The organism is Caenispirillum salinarum, from assembly GCF_044803115.1.
In the GTDB taxonomy this organism is placed as follows: domain Bacteria; phylum Pseudomonadota; class Alphaproteobacteria; order Rhodospirillales; family Rhodospirillaceae; genus Caenispirillum; species Caenispirillum salinarum_A.
Map to the genome: position 1 here is coordinate 3,362,531 of NZ_CP085224.1, position 23,036 is coordinate 3,385,566.

The following is a 23,036-nucleotide window of genomic DNA, read 5'->3' on the forward strand; positions in this document are numbered from 1 at the left end:
AAAGGAACACCGGGCGCGCATGCGCCGGGACAGGACCTTCAGGGGGATTTGAAACGGTGACCATGGTGATCCCGCACTACGCCGGCCGCACGGTGGCGGTCCTCGGCCTCGGCAAGACCGGGCTGACGGCGGCGCGTGCGCTGTCCATGGGCGGCGCCCGCGTCAAGTGCTGGGACGACACCGCCGACCGCCGGGCCGAGGCCGAGGCCGCCGGCTTCACCTGCGTCGAGCCGACGCCCCGGACCTGGAGCGACATCGTCGCCTGCATCTGGAGCCCCGGCATCCCCCACACCTTTCCGAAGCCGCACCCGGCCAAGGCGATCCTCGACGCCAAGGGCATCGTCCCGGTCTGCGACATCGAGCTTCTGCTGAGCCGCTGCGCCGACGCCTTCACCGTCGCCATCACCGGCACAAACGGCAAGTCCACCACGACGGCCCTGATCGGCCACATCCTGAAGTGCGCCGGCCATCGGGTGGAAGTGGGCGGCAACCTGGGCACGCCGGTCCTGGACCTGGCACCCCTGCCCTTCCACGGCACCTACGTGCTGGAGATGTCGAGCTACCAGCTCGAGTTGACGCCGTCGCTGTCGCCGGACGTCGCCCTGCTGCTCAACATCACGCCCGACCACCTGGCCCGCCACGGCGGCATGGACGGCTATGTCGCGGCCAAGGAGCGGATCTTCGCCAACCAGTGGCAGCCCGCCGTCGCCGTCATCGGCCAGGACGACAAGCACTGCCGCGCCATGACGCGCCGCGTCGCCAACGCCTGCAACGCCGACGTGATCCCCGTGCGCGCCGACGGCGAGGAGCCGGGCGGCATCTTCACGCTGGACGGCGTGCTGTTCGACGCCACGGCACGGGGCGAGCCGCGCGAGGTCTGCGACCTGCGGACCATTCCCGCCCTGCCCGGCGCCCACAACTGGCAGAACGCCTGCGCGGCTTATGCCGCCTGCCGGGCGCGCGGCGTGCACCCGCAGACCATCGTCGCCGCCATGCGCACCTTCCCCGGCCTCGCCCACCGCCAGGAGACGGTGGCGGTGATCGACGGCGTGCGCTTCGTCAACGACAGCAAGGCGACCAACGCCGAAGCGGCCGAAAAGGCGCTGACCTGCTACGGCGCGGTGTACTGGATCGCCGGCGGCCAGGCCAAGGAAGGCGGCATCGACGCGCTGAAACCCCACTTCAAGCGCATCCGCCACGCCTTCCTCATCGGCGAGGCCGCCGCCGATTTCGCCAAAGTGCTGAAGGCCGAGGGCGTGCCCGTCACCATGGCCGGTACGCTGGAAGACGCCGTCTCCGCCGCCGCCGTGCGCGCCGCCCGCGACGAGGTGCGCGAGCCGGTCGTGCTGCTGTCGCCGGCCTGCGCCTCGTGGGACCAGTTCAAGAGCTTCGAGCACCGGGGCGACACCTTCCGCGCCCTGGTCGCGCGCATGGAAACGCGCGGCGCCGCCGCCGGCGGAGGTGCGGCATGACGACCATCTCCATCTCCCGCACCGACACGAGCATTCTCGGCCGCTGGTGGTGGACGGTCGACCGCCTGATGCTGGCCGCCGTGGTGGCGCTGATCGGCATCGGCGTGTTCCTGGTCATGGCCGCCGGGCCGGCCGCCGCGGGGCGCATCGGCGTCGACCCCTTCCACTTCGTCAGCCGCCAGGCGGTGTTCCTGCCCATGGCGCTGGCGGTCATGCTGTTCGTCTCGCTGCTGGACCCGCGCACGGTGCGGCGCCTGGCCGTGCTGGGCTTTGCCGGCACGGTGGTGGCGCTGGCGGCGACGCTGGTCGTCGGCACCGAGATCAAGGGCGCGGCCCGCTGGATTCATCTGGGCCCGCTGTCGGTGCAGCCGTCGGAGTTCATCAAGCCTTTTTTCGCGGTCACGGCGGCCTGGATGTTCGCCGCCGCCCGCGAACATGAAGGCTTCCCCGGCCAGTGGATCAGCATCGGCCTGTATGCCGTGGTGGCCGGCCTGCTGCTGGCCCAGCCGGATGTCGGCATGACGCTGGTGGTGTCCAGCGTCTGGGCGGCCCAGTTCTTCCTGGCGGGCCTTCCCGTGGTGCTGGTGGTGCTGTTCGCCGCCGCCGGCCTGAGCGCGGCGGTGGGAGCGTATTTCCTGTTCGACCACGTGAAAAGCCGCGTCGACCGGTTCCTCGACCCGGCAAGCGGCGACACCTACCAGATCGACAAGGCCATGGAAGCCTTCCGCGACGGCGGCCTCTTCGGGCGCGGCCCCGGCGAGGGCCGGGTGAAGGAACTGCTGCCCGATGCCCACACCGACTTCATCTTCGCGGTCGCCGGCGAGGAATTCGGCCTGCTGCTGTGCCTCGTGATCGTCGCCTTGTTCGCCTTCATCGTGCTGCGCGGCATTTCGCGCGCCATGCAGGAAGACAACCTGTTCGTCCTGCTGGCCGTCGGCGGACTGGTCTGCCAGTTCGGGCTGCAGGCGCTCATCAACATGGCGTCCAGCCTGCACCTGATGCCGACCAAGGGGATGACGTTGCCCTTCGTGTCCTACGGCGGGTCGTCCACTCTGGCGCTGGCGCTGGCCTTCGGGATGCTGCTGGCGCTCACACGCCGCCGTCCTGCCGGACAGGGAGGGTTCTGATGGCCAAGATCGTCCTTACCGCCGGCGGCACCGGCGGCCACGTCTTCCCCGCCGAGGCCCTGGCCGCGACCCTGCTGGAGCGCGGCCACGACCTGACGCTGGTGACCGACGCGCGCGGCGCCGAATACGGCGGCGTGCTGGGCCAGTTGAAGACCGTGCGCGTCCGCGCCGGCCAGGTCGCCGGGCGCGGCCGTCTGGGGCAGATGGCGGGCCTGTTCGACATTTTGCGCGGCGCCTGGGAGGCCCGGAAGATCCTCGCCGGCATGAAACCGGCCGTGGTGGTGGGGTTCGGCGGCTATGCCTCCATCCCGGCCATGGCGGCGGCGTCCATGCTGCACCTGCCGACCATCATTCACGAGCAGAACGGCGTGCTGGGCCGCGCCAACCGGATGCTCGCGAAGAAGGTCACCGCCGTCGCCACCAGCTTCGAGGACGTGCGCCGGTTGCCGCCGGGTGTGGCGCACGAGCGTGTCGGCATGCCGGTGCGCCAGGCCATCGTCGACGTGCGCGACACCCCCTACCCCGACACCGGTCCCGACGACCGCCTGCGCGTGCTGGTGCTGGGCGGCAGCCAGGGCGCGCGGGTGCTGTCGGACGTGGTTCCCGGCGCGCTGGCCGCCTTGCCCGAGCCCCTGCGCCGCCGGCTGGATGTCACGCAGCAGTGCCGGCCCGAGGACCTGGACCGCGTGCGCGCCGCCTACGACAGGGCCGACCTGGATCATGTGGCGCTGGCGGATTTCTTCTCCGACGTGCCGCAGCGCCTGGCCGAGGCGCATCTGGTGATCGCCCGCGCCGGCGCCTCGACAGTGGCCGAGGCCATGGTGGTGGGCCGCCCGGCCATCCTGGTGCCCCTGCCCCATGCCATCGACGACCACCAGACCGCCAACGCCCAGGCGCTGGACGCCGCGGGGGGCGGCTGGCTGATCCCGCAGGACCGCTTCACGGTCGAGCTTCTGGCCGCCCGCCTGACGGACCTGTTCGAGATGCCCGCCACGCTGCGCGCCGCCGCCGGGGCCGCGCGGGCCGTGGGCGTGCCCGACGCCGCCGCCCGCCTGGCCGATCTGGTGGAGGCCACCATGCGCGAGCCCGCCGGTGGCGCCGGCGCGGCCGAAACCGACACGACCGAGAAGACCGTGACCAAGGAGATCGCCCAATGAGGGCCATGCCGCTCGACATCGGACCCATTCACTTCGTCGGCATCGGCGGCATCGGCATGTCGGGCATCGCCGAGATCCTGGCGAACCTGGGCTACCGCGTGCAGGGCTCCGACATGGCGGAAAACGCCAACGTCCAGCGCCTGCGCGGCCTGGGCGTCACCGTTCACGTGGGCCACGCGGCGGAAAACCTGGGCGACGCGCAGGTGGTTGTGATCTCCTCGGCCGTGAAAAGCGACAATCCGGAGGTCCAGGCCGCCCGCGCCAACCTCATCCCCGTGGTGCGCCGGGCCGAGATGCTGGCCGAGCTGATGCGCCTGAAGTGGGCGATTGCCGTCGGCGGCACCCACGGCAAGACCACGACGACCAGCATGGTCGCCAACATGCTGGACGGCGCGGGCATGGACCCCACCGTCATCAACGGCGGCATCATCAACGCCTACAAGACCAACGCCCGCCTTGGCGACGGCGAATGGATGGTGGTGGAGGCCGACGAGAGCGACGGCACCTTCACCAAGCTGCCGGCGGTGATCGCCATCGTCACCAACATCGACCCCGAGCACATGGACCACTACGGGTCCTTCGACAAGCTGCGCGAGGCCTTCCAGACCTTCATCACCAACATCCCCTTCTATGGCCTGGCCGTGCTGTGCATCGACCACCCGGAGGTGCAGGCCATGATCCCGCGCGTCTCCGACCGGCGCGTGGTGACCTACGGCTTCAGCCCGCAGGCCGACATCCGCGCGGTGAACGTGCGCATCGGCGTCGGCGGCGCACGCTTCGACGTGGTGGTGACGGATCGTGTCTCGGGCACCGCGCGCACCATCGGCGACCTGCGCCTGCCCATGTTCGGCGAGCACAACGTGGTCAACAGCCTGGCCCCCATCGCCATCGCGGTCGAGATGGGCGTGACGGACGAGGCCATCCGCAAGTCCATGGCGCAGTTCTCGGGCGTCAAGCGCCGCTTCACCAAGACCGGCGAGGCCGGCGGCGTGACCGTCATCGACGACTACGGCCACCATCCGGTGGAGATAGCCGCCGTGCTGCGCGCCGCCCGCGCCGCCACGACGGGCAACGTCATCGCCGTCATGCAGCCGCACCGGTATTCGCGCCTGAAAAGCCTGTTCGAGGACTTCTGCACCTGCTTCAACGACGCCGACACGGTGATCGTCGCCGACGTCCATGCCGCCGGAGAGCAGCCCGTCGAGGGGGCCGACCGCGACGCGCTGGTGGACGGCCTGCGCCAGCGCGGCCACCGGGGCACCATTCCGCTCGACGGCCCCGACCGCCTGGCCGAGACCGTCAAGCGCGTGGCGCGCAAGGGCGACATCGTCGTCTGCCTGGGTGCCGGCAGCATCACCAACTGGGCCCATGCCCTGCCCGCGCAGCTTGACGCGCTGTATGGCCCGGAGGGCGCCGCCGAATGAGCCTCGACCCGCGCCGGAAAGCCGCCCTTCCCGACACCCCGCTGGCCCGCCGCCTGGGCGATGCGCTGGTGCGCGTGCGCGGCCGGGCGAGCGCGGGCGCGGACCTGGCGCGCATCACCTGGTTCCGCGTCGGCGGACCGGCGGAACTGATGATCCGCCCCGTCGACGTGGACGATCTGGCAATCGTGCTCGCCGCCAAGCCGGCCGACGTGCCGCTGACGGTGATCGGCGTGGGCTCGAACCTTCTGGTGCGCGACGGCGGCATTCCCGGCATCACCGTGCGGCTCGGCCGGGGCTTCGCCGAGATCGAGGCCGAGGACGGCCGCTTCATCCGCGCCGGCGCCGCGGCGCTGGATGCCAACGTCGCCAAGGTCGCCCGCGACCACGGTATCGCCGGGCTTGAGTTCCTGACCGGCGTGCCCGGCACCATGGGCGGCGCGCTGCGCATGAACGCCGGCGCCTACGGCCGCGAGATCAAGGACGTGCTGATCACCGCCGAGGCGCTCGACCCCTCCGGCCGTCTGCACACCCTGCGGCCCGAGGACATGGACCTGTCCTACCGCCACTGCGGCGTGCCCGAGGACTGGGTGTTCGTCGCCGCCACGCTGAAGGGCGAGCCCGGCGACCCGCAAGCCATCGCCGCGCGGCTCGACGAAATCCGCGCCCAGCGCGAGGACAGCCAGCCCATCCGCACCCGCACGGGCGGCTCCACCTTCGCCAACCCCGAAGGACACAGCGCCTGGAAACTGGTGGACGCCGCCGGCTGCCGGGGGCTGACCATCGGCGGCGCGCAGGTCAGCGAGAAGCACACCAACTTCCTGATAAACACCGGAACGGCCACCGCCGCCGACCTGGAAGCCCTGGGCGAAGAGGTCCGCCGCCGGGTGAAGGAAACCTCCGGCGTGGAGTTGCGCTGGGAGATCCGCCGCGTCGGCGTGCCCGCCGACCATCCCGACGCCATCACCGCCGCCGATACCTCCGAGACGGGAGACGACGCATGACGAGCCCCCTTACCCGCCGCGTCACCGTGCTCATGGGCGGCTTTTCGGCCGAACGCGAGGTGTCGCTGAACTCCGGCGCCGCCGCCGCCAAGGCGCTGAGGGACTACGGCTACCGGAACGTCGCCACCATCGACGTGCCGCGCGACGTGCCGGCCTTCGTCTCGGCCCTGGTGGAAACCAAGCCCGACGTGGTGCTGAACGCCCTGCACGGCCGCTTCGGCGAGGACGGCGCCATCCAGGGCATCCTCGACATCATGGGCATCCCCTACAGCCACTCCGGCCGGCTTTCGAGCGCCATCGCCATGGACAAGCCCACCGCCAAGCTTTTGTTCGAGCGCGCCGGCATCCCCGTCGCCGCCGACCGGGTGGTCACCCGCGCAGAGATGCTGGCAGAGGGCGACCCGCTGCCGCGCCCCTACGTCATCAAGCCGCTGAACGAAGGGTCCTCCGTCGGTGTCCATATTGTGCAGGACGGCGACAACTTCCGTCCCTTCGTGGAAGAGGACTGGCCGTTCGGCGAGAACGTCATGGTGGAAGCCTTCATCCCCGGCCGCGAACTGACGGTGGCCGTCATGGGCGACAAGCCCCTGGGCGTGACGGAAATCTTCACCGACCGGGGGTTCTACGACTACGACGCCAAGTATGCCGCCGGCGGCTCCACCCACCAGTGCCCGGCCGACATTCCGCCCGCGCTGGCGGAACAGGCCATGGCGCTGTCGGTCAAGGCGCACGAGGCGCTGGGCTGCCGCGGCGTGTCGCGCACCGACCTGCGCTACGACGGCGAAACGCTGTACATCCTGGAAGTGAACACCCAGCCCGGCATGACCGGCACCTCGCTCGTGCCCGAGCAGGCGGCCCACGCCGGCATTTCCTTCCCCGAGTTGTGTCACTGGATGGTGGAGACGGCACGATGCGACTCCTGAGCCTCGCCATTCCCTTCCCGCCCTTCCCCGGCCTGACCGGCGGCGCCTCCCGGGCCAAGGCCGCCCGCCGCCGCGCGCCCCTGCGCCGCCGCATGCCGGACCCGAAGCTCGCCGCGCTGGCCGTCGGGCTGGTGGCGCTGTCGGGCAGCGGCGCCTGGGCCGTCGGATCGGGCGTGCTGGACCAGAAGCTCGCGCACGCCTCCAGCGGCGTCGTCAGCGCCTCGGCCAAGGCCGGTCTGGCGGTGCAGATCCTGACCGTGGAGGGCCGCAACCGCACCTCCTCGGCCGCCATCCTGCGGGCGCTGAACGTGACACGGGGCGATCCCATCCTCGCCCTCGACATGCAGGCGGCGCGCGAGGCCGTTGAAAGCCTCCCTTGGGTCAAGGAAGCCGTGGTCTCCCGCCGCCTGCCCGGAACGCTGCATGTGGACATCACCGAGCGCCACCCCATCGCGCTCTGGCAGCGCGCGCCCGGCGACTTCGTGCTGACCGACGGCACCGGCACGCCGATCGCCATCGACGACGTCTCGCGCTGGGGCCACCTGCCGGTGATCGTCGGCCAGGGCGCGCCGGAAGCGGCCGCCGACCTGTTCCGCCTGCTCAACACCGAACCCGCCATGGCGACCCGCGTGAAGGCCGCCACCCGGCTTGGCGACCGCCGCTGGAACCTGCTGCTGGACGACTTCGAGGCCGGCATCACCGTCAAGCTGCCCGAACACGGCGCACAAGCCGCCTGGAACCGCCTCGCCCGCATCGAGCGCGAGCACGGCATCCTGCGCAACGACCTGGCGGCCATCGACCTGCGCATGACCGACCGCATGATCGTGCGGCTGAACGGCGACGGCATCCCGCCCGGCGACGCCATGAAGGGCGGCCCGGACCTGGACCGCTCGCTGCCGTTGGCGCCCGACGCCGGAACGGAGGCCTGAGCATGACCGCCATCACAGCCAACCGATTGACTCACAAGGGATAAGACGAAGGTGTCCAAGGCCAAGCGCACCGGGCTGATCGCTGCCCTCGATGTCGGGACCACGAAGGTCGCCTGCTTCATCGCCCACGCGGACGATGATGGCGCCCTGCGTGTGCTCGGCGTCGGGCATCATCGCTCCCGCGGGATGCGCGCCGGCCAGGTCGCCAACATGGAGGAACTGGAAGCCTCCATCCGCGCCGCCGTCGACGCCGCCGAGCAGATGGCCAACCAGCGCGTGCAGCGCGTGCTGGTCAACGTCACCGGCGGCAGCCCCCGCTCGGAACAGGTGGAGGTCGATGTTTCCGTCGCCGGCCACGAAATCCGCGACAAGGACGTGCGCCGCATCCTGGAAGCCGGCCAGCACCACGAGATCGGCGAGGAGCGCGAGCTGATCCACTGCGTCCCCGTCGGCTACACCATCGACGGCACGCCGGGCATCGTCGACCCGCGCGGCATGTACGGCGACCGCCTGGGCGTGACCATCCACCTGATTTCCGCCGCCATCGGCGCCTCGCGCAACCTGGCGACGGTGGTGGAACGCAGCCACCTGGAGATCGAGGCGCGCGTTGTCAGTCCTTACGCCTCCGGCCTCGCCTGCGCGGTGGACGACGAAAAGGAGATGGGCGTCACCGTCATCGACATGGGCGGCGGCACGACCACCGTGTCGGTCTTCCAGGACGGCCACATCCTGCACGTCGGCAGCGTGCCGGTGGGCGGCAACCATGTCACCAACGACATCGCCAAGGTACTGTCCACGCCGGTCTCCAACGCGGAACGGCTGAAGACGGTCTATGGCAGCGTCATCTCGACGCCCGCCGACGACCGCGATCTTCTGAAGGTGCCGCTGGTGGGCGAGGAAGACGACACCACCCCCAACGAGGTGCCGCGCAGCCAGCTGGTCCACATCATTCGCCCGCGCGTGGAAGAGACGCTGGAACTGGTGCGCCGCCACCTGGACGCCGCCGGGCTGCTGCATCAGGTGGGGCCGCGCTGCGTCATCACCGGCGGCGCGAGCCAGATCGCCGGCCTGCGGGATCTGGCGGAAAGCATCCTGGAAAAGCAGGTCCGGCTCGGCCGGCCGCTGCGCATCAAGGGCCTGCCGGAGAGCGTCTCCGGCCCGGCCTTCTCCACGGTCGCGGGCCTCGTGCGCTATGCCGCGCAGGACCACGTGGAGACGCCCGACCAAAGGGACGCCGACGACGACCGCGCGGCCTCGGGCAAGGGCAAAGGGAAAGGCAAGAGCAAGACCAAGGGCAGCAAGGGCAAGGCCGAAACGGCCACCGGCCTTGGCCGCATCACACAGTGGTTTCGGGAGAACTTCTGATGTCTGGACACAGCGACTGGCGAATGATGGACGAGCACGGCCGCGTGATCGGCCCGGACGGACTCCCGATCGTGTGGGAGAAGCGGGCCGAACCGGCGGACGCATCCGGTGACGCGGCGGCGCGCGAGGTGCGGGCGCTGTCGGCCACCGTGGCCGAGGCCGAGGCCCTGCACGTGCTGCTCTACGGCGCACCCGCCGAAGAGTCCGACGGTGCGCCCGACAAGACTCCCGAAGTAATGGATTCCGCCGAAAGTGGTATCCCGGAACCGGAAGTGTCCTCGCAACCTGCGGAACCGGCTGATAAGAATCAGGAATTGGGTCTTGCGGACGATGTTCTGGACGTGACGCCGTCAAGCATGGCGCCCCGCCCGGAAAACCGTGAGAGTCCAGCAGAAAACGACGCCCTGACAGATCAGGAGCGGAACCTGCTGGACTCCCTTTCGAGTCCACTCGAAAGGGCAGATTTGGATGCCGAGAGGGGAACTGACAGCGAACATCCCGAAGATTTTGCGACTCGGGAAAAAACTTCGCTGAACAAAGAAGAAAATCCTGCTATTCCTACCGATGTTCAGACGCACACGGAGGCTAACATGCCGATCAATTTCCATGCGCCCGATGGGCCCGGAGCGCAGCTGAAGCCCCGCATCACCGTGGTGGGTGTCGGCGGCGCCGGCGGAAACGCCGTCAACAACATGATCACCAGCGGGCTGGAAGGCGTCGACTTCGTCGTCGCCAACACCGACGCGCAGGCGCTGGCCCACGCCCGCACCGATCGACGCATCCAGCTCGGCCAGGATGTGACGCAGGGCCTGGGCGCCGGCGCCCGCCCCGACGTCGGCATGGCCGCCGCGGAAGAGACCTACGAGACCATCGCCAAGGAGATGGAAGGCTCCAACATGGTGTTCATCACCGCCGGCATGGGCGGTGGCACGGGCACCGGCGCGGCGCCGGTCATCAGCCGCATCGCGCGCGACATGGGCATCCTGACCGTCGGCGTGGTGACCAAGCCCTTCCAGTTCGAGGGCGTGCACCGCATGCGCCTGGCCGAACAGGGGATCGAGGAACTGGCGCAGTACGTCGACACGCTCATCATCATCCCCAACCAGAACCTGTTCCGCGTCGCCAACGAGCGCACGACCTTCGCCGACGCCTTCAAGATGGCCGACGATGTGCTGAACTCGGGCGTGCGCTCGGTCACCGACCTGATGGTGATGCCGGGTCTCATCAACCTGGACTTCGCCGACGTCCGCACCGTCATGTCGGGCATGGGCCGCGCCATGATGGGCACCGGCGAGGCCGACGGCGAAAGCCGCGCCATCCAGGCCGCCGAGGCCGCCATCGCCAACCCGCTGCTGGAAGACACCTGCATGAAGGGTGCCGGCGGCGTGCTGATCAACATCACCGGCGGCCCCGACATCACCCTGTTCGAGGTCGACGAGGCGGCGAACCGCATCAAGGACGAGGTGGAAAGCCCCGACGCGCACATCATCTTCGGCTCCTGCTTCGACGAAGGCATGGAAGGCAAGATGCGCGTCTCCGTTGTCGCCACCGGCATCGCCGCCGAGGCCGTCATGGCCCATCCGCGCAGCACCGGCATGAGCGCCGGCGGCATGGGTGCGCCGCGCCCCGCCCCGCTGAGCGTCAGCAGCCCCTCGGCCGCCTCGGAAAAGCCGGCCCAGCCGCAGCGCCACCAGCCGGCCGCCACCGAGGAAGACGCCGAGCCCATGACGGCCCGCCTGCAGCGCGCCGCCGAGGCCCTGGACGTCGGCCGCGAGCGCGAGGCCGCCCCGGCCGAGCAGCCGCAGCCGGCGGAGGCCCGCGCCGAGCACCAGCAGGAGCATCGCGCCACCGGCACCGACGGCGCGCCGGCACCGACCGGCTTCGCCCAGCCGCGCTTCCCGCAGCCGCGCGAAAGCTTCATCCCGCGTCCACCGGTCAGCCCGAACGCCGGCCACGACGCCGGCCGTCCGTCCGAGCCGGCGCCCGAAAGCCGCGCCTATCAGGCCCAGCCGCAGGCCCGCGAGGCCGCACCGGCGCCGCAGCAGCGTCCGCAGCCCCAGCAGCCGGCCGCCCCGCGCGCCGTCTCACCGGCGCCGCGTCCGCAGCCGCTGGCCAGCCCGCAGCGCCCCGCCACCGGCGGCGGGTCCAGCCAGTCGGAGGAGCCCCGCGGCCTGGCCGGCGGCCTGCTCGCCCGCATGACCGGTCTGGCCCGGCGCCACACCGCGCCGCAGGCCCAGGAACCCGAGGTTCGCACCAGCGCGCCCCAGGCCCGCCGGGCCGAGCCGCAGCGCGAGGAGCCGGCGGCCCGCGACCAGCAGCACCAGCCGGCGCAGCAGCCCGACGGCAGCCGCGCCCGTGACGACCAATACCGCCTGGCCGTCGACCCCGATGACCGGGTCCAGACCTCGTCCCAGGAAGATGACGAACTGGAGATCCCGGCCTTCCTGCGCCGTCAGGCCAACTGATCTGACGCAGCGCACCGGCAGCCTCTGCCGGACGTCTGAACAAAAAACTCATACCGGTCCGTCTCTGGCGGACCGGTTCTTTTTTCTTGAACGGCCTCCACGAAGACTGGAAGGCCGCTTTTTGTTTTTCAACCGCAGCGCGGCCTCGGCCCGTTCCCGGCCCCCTCCGACTGCCATCCTCCGCCCTTCGATCAAGGGCCGGGGACCATGCGGCAGGCACCCCTCCCGCGGTCGCTGACGGGCCTGAAACGCCGGTAACATTCTGCAACAAACATTGATTTGAGAGCTGGGCAGGTGCGGGGTACAAACGCACCATCGCGAGAGAGCGAGCAGAAGCCCCCAGGGGCGTCGGCAGTCCCCGACAAAGAGTGGACGCCACGGCCCGACAAAAAGGGGGCGATCGCGGAAGAGGAAGTAGAAATGTTCGTCGAAAAATCCCAGGCCGACTTCAAGGCTGGCGCCACCGCCGCCTACGTGCCCCAGCGCACCCTCAAGACGTCCATTTCCTGCACCGGCGTCGCCCTGCACACGGGCGCCAAGGTGACCATGACCCTGCGCCCGGCCGAGCCCGACACGGGCATCGTGTTCCGCCGCACCGACATCGCCGGCCGCGGCGCCGAGATTCCGGCGCGCTGGGATCATGTCGCCGACAGCCGCCTGTGCACGGTCATCGCCAATGCCGACGGCGTTACCGTCGCCACCATCGAGCACCTGATGGCCGCCCTGGCCGGCATGGGCATCGACAACGTGGTGGTGGAACTGAACGGTCCGGAAGTGCCCGTCATGGACGGTTCCTCCGCCCCCTTCGTATTCCTGATCGAATGCGCCGGTGTCCTGGCCCAGGCCGCACCGCGCAAGGCGATCCGCGTGCTCAAGCCGGTCAGCCGCAGCAACGGCCAGACCACGGCCTCCTTCACGCCGGCCCATGAGGGGCTGACGCTGGACTTCGAGATCGATTTCGCCGCCAAGGCCATCGGCCGCCAGCGCGAGGCCTTCCTGCTGACGCCGGCCACCTTCAAGGCCGAGATCGCACGCGCCCGCACCTTCGGCATGCTGGAAGACATTCCCAAGATGCGCGAAGCCGGCCTCGGCCTCGGCGGGTCGCTGGACAACGCGGTGGTGGTCAACGGCGACCAGATCCTCAACGAGGACGGCCTGCGTTTCGACACGGAATTCGTGCGCCACAAGATCCTGGACGCCGTCGGCGACCTGGCGCTGGCCGGGCATCCGATCGTCGGTCACTATCACGGCGTGCGCTCCAGCCACGCGCACAACAACGTCCTGCTGCGCGCCCTGCTGAACGACCCCGAGGCCTGGACGCTGGAGCCCCTGCGCCCCGCCATGCACGCCCCGGCCGGCAGCACCGCCGCCGCTGCCGAGCAGCGCCTGAGCGCCTGAGACGCGCGCCCGCAATCGGCACCTCTTCCGCTTCCCCAACGTCGCCGCGCCCGTCGCGGCGGCGTTTTTCTTTGCGGCCGAGCCTGCCGGACACTAACTGCTGACACTGCCGCCGCCGGTGCTGTATAGTGCGCCAGCCGTCGAACAGCCTGCGAACATTCACGAGCCGAGATGACCGCGTTTCTCCCCTCCGCCTCCGCCGTCCTGCGCCGTACCGCCCTGGCCGCGGCGCTCGCCGCCGCGCTGGCCGCCTGCTCCTCCAACGATGGACCGGAGCCCTATGTGGAGCGGCCGGTGGAGGAGTTGTACAACGAGGCCATGAACAGCCTGGACTCGGGCAACTTCAAGCAGGCCGCCCAGGCCTTCGACGAGGTGGAGCGCCAGCATCCCTATTCGTCGTGGGCGACGCGCGCCCAGCTCATGTCGGCCTATTCGTATTATGAGGACGAGGCCTACGACGACGCCATCATCGCGCTCGACCGCTTCATCCAGCTGCACCCCGGCAACGAGGACGTGCCCTACGCCTACTACCTGAAGGCGCTGAGCTATTACGAGCAGATCAGTTCGGTGGGGCGTGACCAGAAGATGACGCAGTTGGCCGCCAGGGCGCTGCAGGACGTCATCAACCGCTTTCCCGACACCCGTTATGCCCGCGATGCCAAGCTGAAGCTCGACCTGACCGTGGACCACATGGCGGGCAAGGAAATGCATGTCGGCCGCTACTACCTGCGGCAGAAGCAGTACCTGGCGGCCGTGAACCGGTTCCGCGAGGTGGTCGAGAACTACCAGACCACAACGCACGTCCCCGAGGCGCTGTACCGCCTGGTGGAGGCCTATACCCTGCTCGGCATGGACGCGGAAGCACGGAAGGCCGCCGCGGTGCTCGGCCACAACTACCCCGGCAGCGAGTGGTACCAGGACGCCTATGCCGTCGCCCAGGGCGGCGAGCCCGTGACCGACACGGCGCAGGACGGCTGGATACCCGAGCTTCCGAAGATCTGGTAACAGGAACGGCGGCGCCTCCATGCTTGTCAGCCTGTCGATCCGAGACGTCGTCCTGATCGACCGCCTGGACCTCCACTTCGAGGGAGGCTTGAGCGTCCTCACCGGCGAGACCGGTGCCGGCAAGTCCATCCTGCTGGACAGCCTGGGGCTTGCGCTGGGCGACCGCGCCGACAGCGGGCTTGTGCGCCACGGCTGCGACCAGGCCGTGGTGACGGCCGTCTTCGACCTGCCGTCCGGCCACCCGGCCCGCGACATCCTTGGCGAACAGGGCCTGGACGCGGGCGAGGACGTGCTGACGGTGCGCCGCGTCGTCACCAGGGACGGCCGCTCGCGCGCGTTCGCCGACGACCAGCCGGTCTCCGTCGGCCTGCTGCGCAAGCTGGGCGACACGCTGGTGGAAATCCACGGCCAGTTCGACACCCACGGCCTGCTGAATCCCGCCACGCATCTGGGCATCCTGGATGCCTACGGCGGTCTGGAAAAGCAGGCGCGCGCCGTCAAACGCGCCTGGACCGACTGGCGCGCCAAGGCCGCCGAGCGGGCCCAGGCCGAGGCCGATCTCGCCAAGGACCGCGAAGAGGAAGCGGCCCTGCGCCATTCAGTGGAGGAGTTGCGCGCGCTCAACCCCAAGCCCGGCGAGGAAGCGGAGCTTGCGGAAAGGCGCGGCCAGCTCATGCACGGGGAGCAGATCGCCGAAAGCCTGAACGGCGCCCTAAATGCCGTGTCGCAGGAGTGCGACGTGGAAGCCGCCTTCCGCCACGCCCAGCGCGCCCTGCAACGGGTGCTGGACAAGGCCGAGGGCACGGTGCAGCCCATCCTGGACGCGCTCGACCGCGCCGCCATCGAGGCGTCGGAAGCCCTCAACCAGCTTGAGCGCGCGGTGGGCGAGATCGACCTGGACCCGCGCCATCTGGAACAGGTGGAGGAACGCCTGTTCGACATGCGCGCGCTCGCCCGCAAGCATTCGTGCGAGCCCGACGACCTGCCCGCTGTGGCGGAGCGGTTCGAGAAGCGGCTGGCGGCGCTGGAGGGCGGCGGGTCCGACATCACCCGCCTGCTGCGCGAGGAACAGGCCGCCCGCCAGGCCTATGTGGAGGCCGCCCGCGCGCTGTCCAAGGGCCGCGCCGCCGCCGCCGGCACGCTGGACCGCAAGGTCAAGGCGGAGCTGGCGCCGCTGAAGCTGGACAAGGCGACCTTCGTGACGCGGGTCGAGGAACGGCCGGAAGAGGACTGGTCGTCGGACGGGCTGGACCGCGTCGCCTTCCTGGTCGCCACCAACCCCGGCGCGCCGCCGGGGCCGCTCAGCAAGATCGCCTCGGGCGGCGAACTGTCGCGCTTCACCCTGGCGCTGAAGGTGATCCTGGCCGCCATCGGGCCCGTGCCGACACTCATCTTCGACGAGGTCGACGCCGGCATCGGCGGCGCCACCGCCGCCGCCGTGGGCGAGCGACTGGAGCGCCTGGCGGCCGAGCTTCAGGTGCTGGTCGTCACGCACAGCCCGCAGGTGGCCGCGCGCGGCCAACATCATTTCCGCGTCGCCAAGTTCGAGACCAAGGGCCGCGTCTCCACCACCGTCACCCGGCTCGACCCGCCCGAGCGCCGCGAGGAAGTCGCGCGCATGCTGGCCGGCGAGCGCGTGACGGAAGAAGCCCGCGCCGCCGCCGACAGCCTTCTCACCGCCACGACGACTGCCTGATGCCGACCGAGACCGACACGTCCTCCGATCCCGCCCTGCGCACCAAGCCCGTCCACGATCTGACGCGCGAGGAGGCGGAGACCGAACTGGCAGCCCTCGCCGCCGAACTGGCCGAACACGACCGGCTGTACCACACCGAGGACGCGCCCAAGGTCTCAGACGCCGAATACGATGCGCTGAAGGCCCGCAACGCGGCGATCGAGGCGCGCTTTCCGGCATTGGTGCGGGCCGACAGCCCCGCGCAGCGGGTGGGTGCGGCGCCGGCGGCCGGGTTCTCCAAGGTGCGCCACCGCGTGCCAATGCTGTCGCTCGACAACGTGTTCTCGGAAGAGGAACTGCGCGACTTCCTGGCCGGCATCCGCCGCTTCCTGAAGCTGCACGACGACGCGGAACTGGAGATCGTCGCCGAGCCCAAGATCGACGGCCTGTCCTTCAACGCGCGCTACGAGAACGGCGTCTTCGTCCAGGCCGCGACGCGCGGCGACGGGCAGGAGGGCGAGGACATCACCGCCAACATGCGCACCATCGCCGACCTGCCCGACCGCCTGAAAGGCGACGCGCCCGAGGTGCTGGAGGTGCGCGGCGAGGTCTACATGAGCCGCGACGCCTTCTTTGCGCTGAACGAGCGGCAGGAGGCGGCCGGCGCCAAGGTCTTCGCCAACCCGCGCAACGCCGCCGCCGGCTCGCTTCGTCAGCTCGACCCGAAGGTCACCGCGTCGCGGCCGCTGGCGCTGTTCGCCTACAGCTGGGGCGAGGTCGTGGGGTACGAAGCCGACACCCATTGGGGCTATCTGGAGCAGCTTCATGCCTGGGGGCTGCCGACCAACCCCGAGGCCCGGTTGTGCCGAAACGTCGATGACTTGATGACACTTTATCAAGATATCTTCGAGAAAAGGCCGACGTTGCCCTACGACATCGACGGCATCGTCTACAAGGTCAACCGCATCGACTGGCAGAAGCGCCTGGGCTTCGTCAGCCGCAGCCCGCGCTGGGCCGTGGCGCACAAGTTCCCGGCTGAACAGGCCCAGACGGTGCTGGAGGCCATCGAGATCCAGGTCGGCCGCACCGGCGCGCTGACGCCGGTCGCCCACCTGACGCCGGTGACTGTCGGCGGCGTGGTGGTCAGCCGCGCCACGCTGCACAACGAGGACGAAATCGCGCGCAAGGACGTGCGCGTCGGCGACACGGTGCGCATCCAGCGCGCCGGCGACGTCATCCCCCAGGTGCTGGGCGTGGTGGAGGGCACCGAACGGGGGCCGGAGCCCTACGTCTTCCCCGACCACTGCCCGGTCTGCGGCAGCCAGGCGATCCGCGAGGAAGGCGAAGTGGCACGCCGCTGCACCGGAGGCCTGATCTGTGCCGCCCAGGCGAAGGAGCGGCTGAAGCACTTCGTCAACAGGGATGCATTCGACATCGAGGGCATGGGGGCGAAGAACATCGAACTGTTCTTCGAGAAGGAGTTCATCCGTGCCCCGGCGGATATATTCAAGCTGCATGAGTTGGAGCAGCCCGGCCAGAAGCGCATCTCCAGCCTGCCCGGCTTCGGCGAGAAATCGGCCCAAAAGCTGTTCGCCGCGATCGATGAGCGCAAGCGGATCGGGCTGGACCGCTTCATCTATGCGCTGGGCATCCGTCAGGTGGGCCAGGCCACCGCGCGGCTTCTGGCCCAGAGCTACCACACGCTGGACGCCCTGCGTCAGGCCATGATCACGGCCGCGGACAAGGAGTCCGACGCGCACAAGGACCTGGTGAACATCGAGGGCATCGGCGAGAGCATGGCCGACGACATCACCGGCTTCTTCACCGAGGAGCACAACCAGAAGGTCCTGGACGATCTTCTGGCGGTGGGTGTCGAGGTCCAGCCCTTCGAGGGCCGGGTTGCCACCGACAGCCCCATCGCCGGGAAGACGGTGGTCTTCACCGGCACGCTGGAAACCATGAGCCGCGGCGAGGCCAAGGCCCGTGCCCAGGCGCTGGGGGCCAAGGTGGCCGGTTCCGTCTCCAGGAAGACCGACCTTGTCGTCGCCGGCCCCGGCGCGGGTTCCAAGCTGAAGCAGGCGCAGGACCTGGGCGTGGAGACCATGACGGAAGAGGAGTACCTGGCGCATATTGGGGGCTGACCGCGCCGTCCGAGGACACGCCATGGAAGACCTGCCGTATCGCAACGCGTGGCAGGAAGACGCCGAAGAAGCCCTGATGAACGTCGGTTTCGAACGTCCACGGGACCGGACACGCGGCCTTCATCATTACGGCCTGAACATCGCATGCGCACGCCCGACGTGAGCCGGACCGAGAGCAAGAGGGCCCTACTGAAAATCATCCGCGAGAATGAAGAGCAACGCGGTCTGGAGCCCTGGTAAGCCTCCCCTACTCTGCCCCCAGCAGCGGCGGCGCGTCGCCCTTGGGGTCCTGGATGCTTTGGAGGTAGGCGACCAGTTCCACCAGCCGTCCCAGCACGATCTGGCGGCGGGCCTCGTCGGGCATCGGCAGGTCCTCGTAGGTGCCTTCGATCATGTAACGCTGGCCCCACACCGGCATCAGGCGCTCGCCGTGGGCTTCCAGGCTGGCGCGGCCGTCGATCATGCGGAAGACCTCGATCACCGGGAAGCGGCCGTCGTTGGCCTCGGCCAGCTTGGTCAGGTCGGGGAAGCGCTGGCCCACGTAGTTCGCCACCGGACCGTCACCCGCCGCGGCCTCGCCGTGGCAGGGCGCGCAACTGTTCATATACTCCAGCCGGCCGGCATCCAGCGCCGATCCGGGCCCGGCATCATCCTGCGCAACGGCGGGCGGTGACAGGCTCAGCACAAGCAGGCCGGCGACGGCGGTCGTGCGGCGGATGGCGGGTCGCGGGATCATGGTGGTGCCCTCCCCTGATCGGTCCATTCATGCTCCCGCGAAGCACCGGCGCCCTTCAAGGACGCGCATGGCGAGGCCGTGTCCTCCGTCCGGCGGGCACGGCCTTGCCTTTCGGTGGCAGGTGGGGCAGGCTGTTCAATATATTCACCGCGCGCTCATGATCTTGAGCGACCAGCCGCCGCCAGGTGCCCCATGAGCCGTTTCGCCGATGCCCAGGAAGCCCGCGACTTCCTTACCGCCAACCCCGACATCCGCCGCGTCCACCTGCTGTTCACCGACATGACGGGCGTTTTCCGGGGCAAGGCGATCCAGGCGCACGAGCTGGACGCGGCCTACCGCACGGGCCGCCCCCTGCCCACCTCCACGCTTGCCATGACGGTCCGCGGGGTCGACGTGGAGGACGCCGGCCTGTTGTGGGAGATCGGCGACCGCGACTGCACGCTGCGGCCCGTCGCGGGAACCCTGGTACGCTGCCCGTGGATGGCGACGCCGACGGCGCAGGTTCTCATGGCGGTGGACCCGGACAGCCTGCCGGCCTACCACGCCGACCCGCGCGGCCTGCTCGCCCGCGTGGTCGACGGCATGGCGTCCGACGGACTGCATCCGGTCATGGCGGTGGAGCTGGAGTTCTACCTGTTCGACGCCGACCGCGCCCCCGGCGCCCCGCTGGAGCCCGCGCGCGGCCAGCTTTCCGGCCTGCGTCCGACGCATTCGGAAATCTGCCACACCACGGCCATCGAGGACATGGCGCCCTTCCTGGACGCGGTCTACGACGCCGCCGAGGCGCAGGGCATCGCGGCGGAAACCGCCATCAGCGAATTCGCCGCCGGCCAGTACGAGGTCACCCTGCACCACCGCACCGACCCCATGCGCGCGGTGGACGAGGGCGTCATGCTGAAGAGGCTGGTGAAGTCCGTCGCCCAGCGCCACGGCATGGTGGCGACCTTCATGGCCAAGCCCCTGACGCACGAGGCCGGCAGCGGCATGCACCTGCACGTCAGCCTGTGCGACGCGCAGGGCCGCAACGTGTTCGCGGGAACGGAACCCGGCGGCAATCCTCCCCTGCGACACGCCGTGGCCGGGCTGCTGGACACCATGGCCGACGCGACGCTGGTCTTTGCGCCGGGTGCCAACAGCTACCGCCGGTTCCAGCCGGGCTCCTACGCCCCCGTGACCCGGACCTGGGGCCTCGACAACCGGACCGTGGCGGTGCGGGTGACGGCCGGCGACCCGGAAACCCGCCACATCGAGCACCGCGTCGCCGGCGCCGACGCCAATCCCTACCTTGCTGCCGCCGCCGTTCTGGCGGGGTTGCACCACGGCCTGAAGGAAGGGCTTGCCCCGCCCCCGGCGGTGGAAGGCAACGGCTACGACCAGCCCGGCGCGCCGCTGCCGACGTCGTGGGCCGATGCGGTGGCGTTGTTCGAGCAGTCGGCGGTGCTTAAGCGCGCCTTCGGCGACGACTTCGTGCGCATGTTCGCCTGCGTGAAGGCCCAGGAGTGCAACACCTTCAACACCGAGGTCTCCGACCGCGACCTGACCTGGTACCTGCGCGACGCCTGATGCCGGGCCGTCGACGCATCCGGAGAACGGGCGCAGGCTGATGCGCATGATCGGGACACCTTCGGCGCCCAGGCGGCGTTTTCTCCAGACCGCGGCCACCAGGGCCAGGCAACCCGAGAGAAAACGTACGGAGGCCGATCATGGCGAAGCATCAGATCGAACCCTGCCCCACCTGCGGCGGCGAGATGCGTCCCGTCGGCGAAAGCCAGGACATCCAGGGCTCTCCGGCGACGGCGGAAAGCCCGTCGGACACCGCCGTCACCACCCAGACCTGGAAATGCTCCGACTGCGGCGCGACCGTCGAACACACGGTGGACGCCGAAACCGTCGACGACACCACCATCACCGACAGCGAGTTGCGCGACCGCGGGATGCCCTGACACAGGGCACCCGCTCCCCCTACTCCGCCGCCCAGCGCCGCGCCTGGTCCGGTGCGTCCAGCACGGCGCGGGCGACGGCTCGCACCTCGTCGCGCACGGCGCCGGCGTTGGGCGCATCGGCGAGCGTGGTGAACCAGTGTTCCGGCGGGTTGCGGCCTCGGCGATGCGCCCACCACAGTTCCCGCAGCACGCTTTCCGCCGGGGCAGGCAGGACCTCGGGGATCGGACGGCCGTTGAGCGTCGCCCAGACGCCCGACCAGCAGCGCGCCACCGCCCAGGGATTGTAGCCGCCACCGCCCAGAACGATGACGCGCGGGGCCAGGCCCTTGAGCACCGACACCGCCTGCCAGTATCCCCGGTTGGACAGCGACAGCCGCGCCTGCGGGTCATCCTCCAGCCCGTCGCAGCCGCCCTGGATCATGATCGCCGCCGGCTTCAGGCGCTCGGCCAGCGGCACCACGGCGTGCTCGATCAGGTAGTCCAGTTCGCTGTCGTTGAAGCCGCGCGGCACCGGCAGGTTGCGTGCCGCCCCGCCGGCCCGGTCCTCGACGGGGCCGGTGCGGGGCCATCGGTCGGCCTCGTGGATGGAGATGGTGAACACCCGGTCGTCGTCGTGGAAGGCATCCTGCACACCGTCGCCGTGGTGGGCGTCAAGATCGACGTACAGCACCGGCGCCACGCCCAGGTCCAGAAGCCGCAGCAGGCCCAGGACCGGATCGTTGAAATAGCAGAACCCGCTCGCCCGGTCGGGGCGGCCGTGGTGGGTGCCGCCCGGCGGATGGTGCACGATGCCGCCGTCCTTGACCAGGTCGGCGGCCAGGATGGAGCCGCCGCAGGCCGTGGCGGGGCGGCGGAACACTTCGGTGTAGATGGGATTGTTGTTGATGCCGATGTTGTGCCGCGCCTTCACATCGGCCGGCGCGTCCCGGTCCTCCTCGGCCCGCTTCAGCGCGGCGATGTAGGCGGGATCGTGAAACCGCGCCAGTTGCGCCGGCGTCGCCATGGGGCTGTCCACGTACTGCGCATCGGGCAGCCAGTCCAGCGCCCGGCACAGGTCCACCACCGTCGAGACACGCGGGATGGACAGCGGGTGCGTCGTCCCGTAGCGGGACTTGCGGTAAATCTCGTTGGCGATGAGCAGCGGCGGGCGCGGCATGGCGTCGGTATCGGTCATGCCGCGAAGATGGGCTTCACCGGGCACCGGCGCAACGGGCGCGGGATGACGCCTACCGCAGGGCCGTCTGCAGGTACTGGCCGACGATCACCTGGCCGGACCTGTCCGGTCCCTGGATCAGCCCGGCCCGGCGCAGCAGGCGGTCGTGGTGGGCCACGGCGCGCTCGAGCGGCCCGCCCTGGGTGAACAGGAAGCGCTGCTCGGCCGAGCGCAGGATGCGGATGTGCGCCAGGCTCTCGGCGAAGGCGCGGGCGGAGACGCCTTCCCGGGCAGCCATGACGGCCTCCGCCTCGCCGGGGTTCTCGCGCCAGAATTCAACGGCGCGGTCCCAGGCGCGCACCAGGGCGGCGACGGCCTCTTCCCGGTCTTCCGCCCAGGCCGGCGCGACGGCGACCACGTCCACCACCTCGCCCTCGATGTCGGCGGACGAAAAGATGGTGCGCAGGCGGCCGGTGCGAGCAAGGTCCAGCGCCACCGGCGGATAGGTGGCAACCGCGTCCACGCGCCCGGCGCGCACGGCCGCGGCCATGTCGGCCTGCGGCATCTGCACCACCTGGACATTGGCGAAGGACAGCCCCGCCGCTTCCAGCGCGCGGGACAGCAGGAACATGGTGGCCGTCCCGTCCTCGACCGCGATGCGCCGGCCGCGCAGGTCGGCAGGCGAGCGCAGGGGCGGCACCGCCATCAGCACGTCGGCCCCGTCGGAATAATCGGCCACCAGCACCACGCGCGGGCAGCGCTCGGGGACGTCGTCGCAAGTGCGCAGAACCTCGGTCAGGGTCACCGTCATGGCGTCGGCCTCGCCGGCCAGGTAGGCCGCCCGCACCCCGCCCAGGTCGGGCCGCTCCACGAAGTCGACCTTCAGGCCTTCCTCGGCCAGATAGCCGCGTGCCCCCGCAAGGTAGAGGAATTCATAGCCCGGCCAGGGGTTGATGGCCAGGCGCAGGACGTCGCCGCCGTCGTCGCCCGACTTGCAGCCCGTCAGCGCGGCAAGGCCGATGCCGGACAGCAGCACCACCGCCACGGCCGCCAGACGCCGCGCGCCCCCGCGCGTCGCCCGTTCCGCCCATGCAGACATGATTCCCTGCGCCCCTACCCGCT

Annotated in this window: 19 protein-coding genes; 16 read left to right on the plus strand and 3 right to left on the minus strand. The window is 70.2% G+C overall.

The window, feature by feature from the left end:
- Positions 1–62 precede the first annotated feature (62 nt).
- The 14 genes from murD to LG334_RS15505 all read left to right on the plus strand — a co-directional run bounded on the left by murD (position 63) and on the right by LG334_RS15505 (position 18,245).
- Positions 63–1,472, plus strand: coding sequence for a UDP-N-acetylmuramoyl-L-alanine--D-glutamate ligase (gene murD / locus LG334_RS15440; RefSeq protein WP_404386394.1), 1,410 nt, complete (start codon positions 63–65; stop codon positions 1,470–1,472).
- Complete coding sequence (ftsW, locus tag LG334_RS15445; RefSeq protein WP_404379372.1) at positions 1,469–2,599, plus strand: putative lipid II flippase FtsW; 1,131 nt, start codon at positions 1,469–1,471, stop codon at positions 2,597–2,599. Before murD ends, ftsW begins: the two co-directional genes overlap by 4 nt.
- The gene (gene murG / locus LG334_RS15450; RefSeq protein WP_404379374.1) at positions 2,599–3,756 is read left to right on the plus strand and encodes an undecaprenyldiphospho-muramoylpentapeptide beta-N-acetylglucosaminyltransferase; all 1,158 of its coding nucleotides are present in this window, start codon (positions 2,599–2,601) and stop codon (positions 3,754–3,756) included. The genes ftsW and murG overlap by 1 nt, the downstream gene beginning before the upstream one ends.
- Positions 3,753–5,180, plus strand: coding sequence for a UDP-N-acetylmuramate--L-alanine ligase (gene murC, locus LG334_RS15455; RefSeq protein WP_404379376.1), 1,428 nt, complete (start codon positions 3,753–3,755; stop codon positions 5,178–5,180). The genes murG and murC overlap by 4 nt, the downstream gene beginning before the upstream one ends.
- Positions 5,177–6,181 carry a UDP-N-acetylmuramate dehydrogenase gene (murB, locus tag LG334_RS15460; protein WP_404379378.1) on the plus strand — a complete coding sequence of 335 codons (1,005 nt, stop codon included), beginning with the start codon at positions 5,177–5,179 and terminating at the stop codon, positions 6,179–6,181. The genes murC and murB overlap by 4 nt, the downstream gene beginning before the upstream one ends.
- Positions 6,178–7,104 carry a D-alanine--D-alanine ligase gene (locus LG334_RS15465; protein ID WP_404379380.1) on the plus strand — a complete coding sequence of 309 codons (927 nt, stop codon included), beginning with the start codon at positions 6,178–6,180 and terminating at the stop codon, positions 7,102–7,104. Before murB ends, LG334_RS15465 begins: the two co-directional genes overlap by 4 nt.
- The gene (locus tag LG334_RS15470; protein ID WP_404379382.1) at positions 7,092–8,033 is read left to right on the plus strand and encodes a cell division protein FtsQ/DivIB; all 942 of its coding nucleotides are present in this window, start codon (positions 7,092–7,094) and stop codon (positions 8,031–8,033) included. Before LG334_RS15465 ends, LG334_RS15470 begins: the two co-directional genes overlap by 13 nt.
- Before the next feature lie 51 nt (positions 8,034–8,084).
- The gene (ftsA, locus tag LG334_RS15475; RefSeq protein WP_404379384.1) at positions 8,085–9,398 is read left to right on the plus strand and encodes a cell division protein FtsA; all 1,314 of its coding nucleotides are present in this window, start codon (positions 8,085–8,087) and stop codon (positions 9,396–9,398) included.
- Positions 9,399–9,988: 590 nt separating this feature from the next.
- Positions 9,989–11,863 (plus strand): cell division protein FtsZ, encoded by a 1,875-nt coding sequence (gene ftsZ, locus LG334_RS15480; protein WP_404379386.1) that lies wholly within the window; start codon positions 9,989–9,991, stop codon positions 11,861–11,863.
- A 420-nt stretch (positions 11,864–12,283) separates the two neighbouring features.
- The gene (lpxC, locus tag LG334_RS15485; RefSeq protein WP_404379388.1) at positions 12,284–13,261 is read left to right on the plus strand and encodes a UDP-3-O-acyl-N-acetylglucosamine deacetylase; all 978 of its coding nucleotides are present in this window, start codon (positions 12,284–12,286) and stop codon (positions 13,259–13,261) included.
- 171 nt (positions 13,262–13,432) lie between these two features.
- Positions 13,433–14,266, plus strand: coding sequence for an outer membrane protein assembly factor BamD (locus tag LG334_RS15490; protein WP_404379390.1), 834 nt, complete (start codon positions 13,433–13,435; stop codon positions 14,264–14,266).
- 19 nt (positions 14,267–14,285) lie between these two features.
- A complete protein-coding gene (gene recN / locus LG334_RS15495) occupies positions 14,286–15,962 on the plus strand; it encodes a DNA repair protein RecN (protein ID WP_404379391.1) in 1,677 nt (558 codons plus the stop codon).
- Positions 15,962–18,082, plus strand: a complete 2,121-nt coding sequence (ligA, locus tag LG334_RS15500) for an NAD-dependent DNA ligase LigA (RefSeq protein ID WP_404379393.1) — start codon at positions 15,962–15,964, stop codon at positions 18,080–18,082. Before recN ends, ligA begins: the two co-directional genes overlap by 1 nt.
- 22 nt (positions 18,083–18,104) lie before the next feature.
- On the plus strand, positions 18,105–18,245 hold the full coding sequence (locus tag LG334_RS15505; RefSeq protein WP_404379395.1) for a hypothetical protein: 141 nt from the start codon (positions 18,105–18,107) through the stop codon (positions 18,243–18,245).
- Positions 18,246–18,329: 84 nt separating this feature from the next.
- Here LG334_RS15505 and LG334_RS15510 read toward each other — a convergent pair whose 3' ends face one another.
- Positions 18,330–18,818: a cytochrome c gene (locus tag LG334_RS15510; protein WP_404379397.1), complete on the minus strand. Its 489-nt coding sequence runs from the start codon at positions 18,816–18,818 to the stop codon at positions 18,330–18,332.
- Positions 18,819–19,010: 192 nt separating this feature from the next.
- On the opposite strand from LG334_RS15510, the gene LG334_RS15515 reads away from it, so the two are divergent.
- Positions 19,011–20,381, plus strand: a complete 1,371-nt coding sequence (locus tag LG334_RS15515; RefSeq protein WP_404379399.1) for a glutamine synthetase family protein — start codon at positions 19,011–19,013, stop codon at positions 20,379–20,381.
- Between the two features lie 140 nt (positions 20,382–20,521).
- Positions 20,522–20,761 (plus strand): hypothetical protein, encoded by a 240-nt coding sequence (locus LG334_RS15520; protein WP_404379401.1) that lies wholly within the window; start codon positions 20,522–20,524, stop codon positions 20,759–20,761.
- A 19-nt stretch (positions 20,762–20,780) separates the two neighbouring features.
- Here the strand turns inward: LG334_RS15520 and LG334_RS15525 are convergent, their stop codons facing one another.
- Positions 20,781–21,935 carry an acetoin utilization protein AcuC gene (locus tag LG334_RS15525; protein WP_404379403.1) on the minus strand — a complete coding sequence of 385 codons (1,155 nt, stop codon included), beginning with the start codon at positions 21,933–21,935 and terminating at the stop codon, positions 20,781–20,783.
- A 52-nt stretch (positions 21,936–21,987) separates the two neighbouring features.
- Positions 21,988–23,013, minus strand: a complete 1,026-nt coding sequence (locus LG334_RS15530; RefSeq protein WP_404379404.1) for an ABC transporter substrate-binding protein — start codon at positions 23,011–23,013, stop codon at positions 21,988–21,990.
- Positions 23,014–23,036 lie beyond the last annotated feature (23 nt).